The sequence below is a fragment of the Bradyrhizobium sp. genome (genome assembly GCF_049691595.1).
Lineage (GTDB): Bacteria > Pseudomonadota > Alphaproteobacteria > Rhizobiales > Xanthobacteraceae > Bradyrhizobium.
This window is the reverse complement of the sequence record NZ_JBAVNZ010000198.1, coordinates 1-5490: the sequence shown is the minus strand read 5'-3', so window position 1 is coordinate 5490 and position 5490 is coordinate 1. Positions and strand designations below refer to the sequence as shown.

5 protein-coding genes and 1 pseudogene are annotated in these 5490 nt (G+C 63.1%); 2 read left to right on the top strand and 4 right to left on the bottom strand.

Going from position 1 to position 5490, the window contains the following annotated elements:
• Nucleotides 1-227: 227 nt before the first annotated feature.
• Both WCE35_RS09210 and WCE35_RS09205 read right to left on the bottom strand, forming a co-directional pair.
• On the bottom strand, nt 228-728 hold the full coding sequence (locus WCE35_RS09210) for a GNAT family N-acetyltransferase (RefSeq protein ID WP_424593034.1): 501 nt from the start codon (nt 726-728) through the stop codon (nt 228-230).
• A gap of 42 nt (nt 729-770) precedes the next feature.
• Nucleotides 771-1154 (bottom strand): helix-turn-helix domain-containing protein, encoded by a 384-nt coding sequence (locus tag WCE35_RS09205; RefSeq protein WP_424593033.1) that lies wholly within the window; start codon nt 1152-1154, stop codon nt 771-773.
• A 458-nt stretch (nt 1155-1612) separates the two neighbouring features.
• Between WCE35_RS09205 and WCE35_RS09200 the strand changes: the two genes are divergently transcribed.
• Together WCE35_RS09200 and WCE35_RS09195 are read left to right on the top strand one after the other, a co-directional pair.
• Entirely contained in the window at nt 1613-2971 is a 1359-nt protein-coding gene (locus tag WCE35_RS09200; protein WP_424593032.1) for a Rieske 2Fe-2S domain-containing protein, read from the top strand.
• A 169-nt stretch (nt 2972-3140) separates the two neighbouring features.
• Nucleotides 3141-4577: a glutamine synthetase family protein gene (locus WCE35_RS09195; protein WP_424593031.1), complete on the top strand. Its 1437-nt coding sequence runs from the start codon at nt 3141-3143 to the stop codon at nt 4575-4577.
• A gap of 12 nt (nt 4578-4589) precedes the next feature.
• On the opposite strand, the gene WCE35_RS09190 is transcribed toward WCE35_RS09195, so the two are convergent.
• Both WCE35_RS09190 and WCE35_RS09185 read right to left on the bottom strand, forming a co-directional pair.
• The gene (locus WCE35_RS09190) at nt 4590-5309 is read right to left on the bottom strand and encodes an ABC transporter ATP-binding protein (protein ID WP_424593030.1); all 720 of its coding nucleotides are present in this window, start codon (nt 5307-5309) and stop codon (nt 4590-4592) included.
• A pseudogene (locus WCE35_RS09185) lies at nt 5302-5490 on the bottom strand (ABC transporter ATP-binding protein); the annotation flags it as partial. The gene WCE35_RS09190 and the pseudogene WCE35_RS09185, both read right to left, overlap by 8 nt.

Sequence of the window (5490 nt, the reverse complement as noted above, 5' to 3'; positions counted from 1 at the left end):
GTGTAATTACCATGTTTCATCATACCAGAAAGCCGCTGATTTTGACAGAAGAAATGGGCGCCGATCCCGCCGGACGTGGCATCTGGAGAAAGCGCCAGTAACATCCCGCGCACGAAGCCTTGACTGGCGTGTCAACAATCCGGTCAACCGGCGTGGGTCGCCGAGGCGAAGGCCTTCGGGCCATCGTCGGATTCGGTCATAGGACTATCTCCAGGTGACCATCGTGCTTACGCACGGCTCGCCCTGCACGCCCGTCGCCATTTCGACCACCCGATTCCTGCTGCAAGCCAGTCGTCACCGCTGGCGCCGTTCTCGCCGGACGGCGGAATCGAAAACGCGAACATCGGCAACAGCACCTCAGGGGAGAATACGAACGGCGTCGTGCCTATCCTAATGGCGCCGAGGCGGGCATAGAAACCTGCCGAGTTGGGACTCGAATAGACCAGGATCACGTTTCCCGCCATCTTTCTCGAATGCTCGACAGCGGCAGCGAAAAGTCGCCTGCCAACACCGCCCCGCGAACAAGCTGGATCGACGAAAAAGCCTTCGAGGAGAATCAGGCCCCCCATTCCCGTGGGTCTCAGGGCCACGTAGCCGAGCGGAACGCCCCGTTCGTCCTCAGCGACAAGAACCAGTCCAGCCGCGATTGGCGCAAGATTGACTTTAAGCCCCGGCATGAACCGGGAAATGGCATCGTCGTCGTATCCATCATGCTTCGTCGCACGCACGGCGATTTGCGTGAGCCCGGCGGCCGGCCATCAAGACCCGCTTCAACCGCGCGACCGCGTTCTGGCCGTCGGCCGATATCCGCGCGGAACCTTGGATGAGACCATGCGCGGCGCGACCGGCGTTCTCCGTCTGCGCGCCCTGAAAGTGACGAACACCTCGATATCTTCATCGAGCTTGCCGAGAATCGCGATCATCCGATCGAGCGTGAAGCGGCCGAGTTGCGTATTGCGAATGCGAGAGAATTCCGAATAGGAGACGCCCGTCAATTTTTCCGCGTCGCGCGTCGAAAGTTTGCGCTGGTCGAGAACGCGGATGATCTTCGCCGCGGTGACGGCGCGAGCCTGCGCGAGACCGGCGTTAGGCCATCCGAAATCGCGATACACATTGCCGCTGCCGCGCACCAGTTCCAGATCAACTTTTTTCATCTCAGCGTCTCCTTCAGGCGTTTGAGCCTGTCTTACCGACCTTGATCCGGGAAACATTGCCGCCGTTTCGTATTCGAGGCATGTTAGGAAATTTGTCAACGCTCGCGTGTCCCGGACGCGGTGCAGCGCCTTTTCGCGCTGCGCCGCAGAGCCGGGACCCACCGCAACATATCCGACATAGACCCCGGATCAGCAGCGCACCACGCCGCAAGCGCGGCGCGCTGCGCAGCATCCGGGGAACATGTCCGCGCGCGCAGATTTTGATCGTTGCGAAAGTCTTGAATTTCGCCACCCGGCAGGATCGGCGGATTGGGCTCCGTTACAACAGCCTGTCGCGCCATGGGCAAAGTGGGCAAGGAAAGCGCTTGCCTGCGACGGCAAGCCTAGTAATTTGATTTCGAACGACGAGCTTTCAATCGCGTCGTCGCGCTCGCTGGCCAGCAGAGGACTCACCCGCCATGATGAGCCAGGAACAGAACGACCTGATCACCCGGACCGGGCGACAAGACCCTTGCGGGAAACTGATGCGGATGTATTGGCAGCCGGCGGCGCTGGTGGATGAATTGCAGGGGCCGCGGCCGGTCAAGCCGGTGAAACTGCTCGGCGAGAACCTCGTGCTGTTCCGCGACGCGCAAGGCCGTTACGGCCTGATCGACCGGCACTGCGCCCATCGCGGCGCCGACCTCGCCTTCGGCCGGCTGGAGAATGGCGGGCTGCGCTGCGCCTTCCACGGCTGGCTGTTCGACGTCACAGGCCAGTGCCTGGAAACGCCGGCCGAACCGAAGGGCTCGACGCTGTGCCAGGGCATCCGGCAGCGCAGCTACCCCGTGGTCGAGAAGGGCGGCATCCTCTGGGCGTATCTCGGCGAAGGCGCGCCGCCGGCCTTCCCGGAAATCGACTGCTTCATCGCGCCGGACAGCCATACGTTTGCGTTCAAGGGCCACATCAACTGCAACTGGCTGCAGGCGCTGGAAATCGGCATCGATCCGGCGCACGCTTCCTTCCTGCATCGCTTCTTCGAGGACGAGGATACCTCTGCCGCCTACGGCCGGCAGTTCCGCGGCGCCTCCGCCGGCACCGACATGCCGATGACGAAGATCCTGCGCGAATACGACAACCCCATCATCAATGTCGAGCACACCGAATATGGATTGCGGCTGATCGCGCTGCGCGAGATCGACGCGGAGCGCACCCATGTGCGCGTCACCAACCAGCTTTTCCCGCACGGTTTTGTGATTCCGATGAGCACGGAGATGACGATCACGCAGTGGCACGTGCCGGTCGATGACGAGAACTGCTACTGGTACGCGATCTTCACCAGCTACTCGGTGCCGGTCGACAAGAACAGGATGCGCGAGCAGCGGCTCGAACTCTACGCGCTGCCGGATTACAAGTCGCGCAAGAACCGATCGAACGACTACGGTTTTGACCCGCGCGAGCAGGCGACCGCGACCTATACCGGCATGGGCGCCGACATCAACGTCCATGACCAGTGGGCGGTGGAATCGATGGGCGCGATCCAGGACCGCACCAGCGAACATCTAGGCCAATCCGACAAGGCGATCGTGCAATACCGCCGGCTGCTGCGGCAGGAAATCGAGAAGGTTTCCGGCGGCGAGAAGCCGATGCTGTTCCTCGACGATGGCAGCGCGCGCAGCATCCAGGGCCCGGCCACCATGGACGGCATCGGCCCGACGCAGGGCTGGGAAATTTTCTGGATGGAGGTCGACGTCAAGCGGCGGCGGGGCGCGCCGTGGGCAGCACCCGTTCCGGCCGAGATCGCCGACAAGGTCCGGCATCTGTCGGCCGCCGAGTGATGAATCTGACTAAAAATGTCCTTGCCGTCATTGCGAGGAGCGAAAGCGACGAGGCAATCCATTCTTTCTTTGGGCGGCTCGATGGATTGCTTCGTCGCGGAGTTTATCATCGGGCCCGCCGAAGGCGGGACCCGTTGGCTCCTCGCAATGACGAAGAACGGGTGACGCATTGAGTTTTGTCGTGCGTCACGGCCTGTGGTCGAGCGAGCAGAACGAGGCGGCAAGCCGCCTGCGCCGCATCGTCGAAGAAAAGAATCTCGAAGTCATCCGGCTGTCGTTTCCGGACCAGCACGGCATTTTGCGCGGCAAGACGCTGGTTGCCGGCGAAGCGCTGGCCTCGCTGGAGAGCGGCTGCTCCATCACCACGACCATGCTCGCCAAGGATACCTCGCACCGCACGGTGTTCCCGGTGTTCACCGCGGGCGGCGGCTTTGGCATGAAGGAAATGGAAGGCGCCGCCGACGTGCTGATGGTGGCGGACCCGACAACCTTTCGCGTGCTGCCCTGGGCGCCGACCACCGGCTGGCTGTTGTGCGATATCTACTTCAGCGACGGCCGGCCGGTGCCGTTTGCGACCCGCCATCTCTACCGATCCGTGATCGGTCGGCTCGGCCAGCGCGGCTACGACTTCGTCGCCGGACTGGAAGTCGAATTCCACATCTTCAAGCTCGAGGATGCCAGAATGGCGCCGGAGGATGCCGGCCAGCCCGGCCAGCCGCCATCGGTCAGCCTCATGTCGCATGGCTATCAATACCTGACCGAGCAGCGCTACGACCAGATGGAACCGGCGCTCGAAATCATCCGCCGCGACGTGCTGGGGCTCGGCCTGCCGTTGCGGTCGGTCGAGGTCGAATTCGGCCCGAGCCAGTGCGAATTCACGTTTCAGCCGACGGAGGGACTGACGCCCGCCGACAACATGGTGCTGTTTCGCAGCGCCGTAAAGCAGATCGCGCGCCGCCACGGTTTTCATGCCACCTTCATGTGCCGGCCGAAACTCCCAAATGCGTTCGCATCGGGCTGGCACCTGCACCAATCGATCGTCTCGCGCGCGAGCGGCGAGAATGCGTTCATGACCGGGGGCGGCAGCGAAGTGTTGAGCCCGTTCGGCCGCAACTATCTTGCCGGCCTTTTGCAGCACGCCCGCGCGTCAACCGTGTTCACGACGCCGACCATCAATGGCTACAAGCGCTACCGCGGCTATTCGCTGGCGCCCGATCGCGCGATCTGGGGCCGCGACAACCGCGGCGTCATGATCCGCGTGCTCGGCGGCCCCGGCGATGCCGCGACGCGGCTGGAAAACCGCATCGGCGAGCCCGCCGCCAACCCCTATCTCTACATGGCCTCGCAAATCCTCTCGGGCCTCGATGGCGTCGACCGCAAGCTCGATCCAGGACCATCAGCCGATACGCCCTATGAAACCAGGGCGGCCTTGCTGCCGAAGACGCTGCGCGAGGCGGTGTCGGCGCTCGACGACGACCCGTTCTTCCGCGAGGCGCTGGGCGCCGGGTTCGTCGATTACTACGTTCACATCAAGAACGCCGAGATCGAGCGCTTTCAGGCCGAGGTCTCGGACTGGGAACATCGCGAATATTTCGAGATGTTTTGAAGCGAGCCCCCCTCAAATCCCCAGATACCGGTGCTGCAAATCCGGCTCCGCAATCAACTGCGCCGAAGTGCCGCTCCACACCGTTCGGCCGCGCTCGATGATGTAATGGCGGTCGGCGATGCGAGCGAGGTTGCCGACATTCTTGTCGATCACCAGCACCGACTGGCCCTGCGCCTTCAGCATCGACAGGCAGTTCCAGATTTCCTCGCGGATCAAGGGTGCCAAGCCTTCGGTGGCCTCATCCAAAATCAAAAGTCTTGGATTGGTCATCAGCGCGCGGCCGATCGCGAGCATCTGCTGCTCGCCGCCGGACAGGGTCCCGCCCATATTGCCGCCGCGTTCGGAAAGCCGCGGAAACAGCGCGTGGATCTTTGCGATGGTCCAGGGATCGAAGGTGCCCCGGCGATGATGGGACGTGGCAACGAGATTTTCCCGCACCGTCAGGTTCGGAAATATCTGGCGGCCTTCCGGGACCAGACCGATACCGAGCTTCGCAATCTTGTACGAGGGCAGGCTGCGGACATCCTGCCCGCCAAAACGGATCGCGCCGGCGCGCGCCGGCGTCAGGCCCATGATGGAGCGGATGGTCGTGGTCTTGCCCATGCCGTTGCGGCCCATCAACGCGACCATCTCGCCGGACCGTACCGACAGCGACAGCCCGAACAGCACCTGGCTCAGCCCATAGCAGGTCTCGATGCCATCGACATCGAGCAAGGGCGTTACGTCAGCCATGGCTCGCCACCACATGCTGGTCGCCGAGATAGGCGCGCTTGACCTCTTCGTGCTTTCGGATCGCGTCCGGCACGTCGGAGGCGATCACCCGGCCATACACCAGAACCGTGATGCGGTCGGCAAGCGCGAACACCGCCTCCATGTCGTGCTCCACCAGCACGATGGTGACCTCGCGCCGCAA

What these genes read in the sequence shown, in the direction of transcription:
- WCE35_RS09190 (WP_424593030.1), bottom strand. Translation starts at nt 5,309, where the DNA reads ATGGCTGACGTAACGCCCTTGCTCGATGTCGATGGCATCGAGACCTGC.
- WCE35_RS09200 (WP_424593032.1), top strand. Translation starts at nt 1,613, where the DNA reads ATGATGAGCCAGGAACAGAACGACCTGATCACCCGGACCGGGCGACAA.
- WCE35_RS09205 (WP_424593033.1), bottom strand. Translation starts at nt 1,154, where the DNA reads ATGAAAAAAGTTGATCTGGAACTGGTGCGCGGCAGCGGCAATGTGTAT.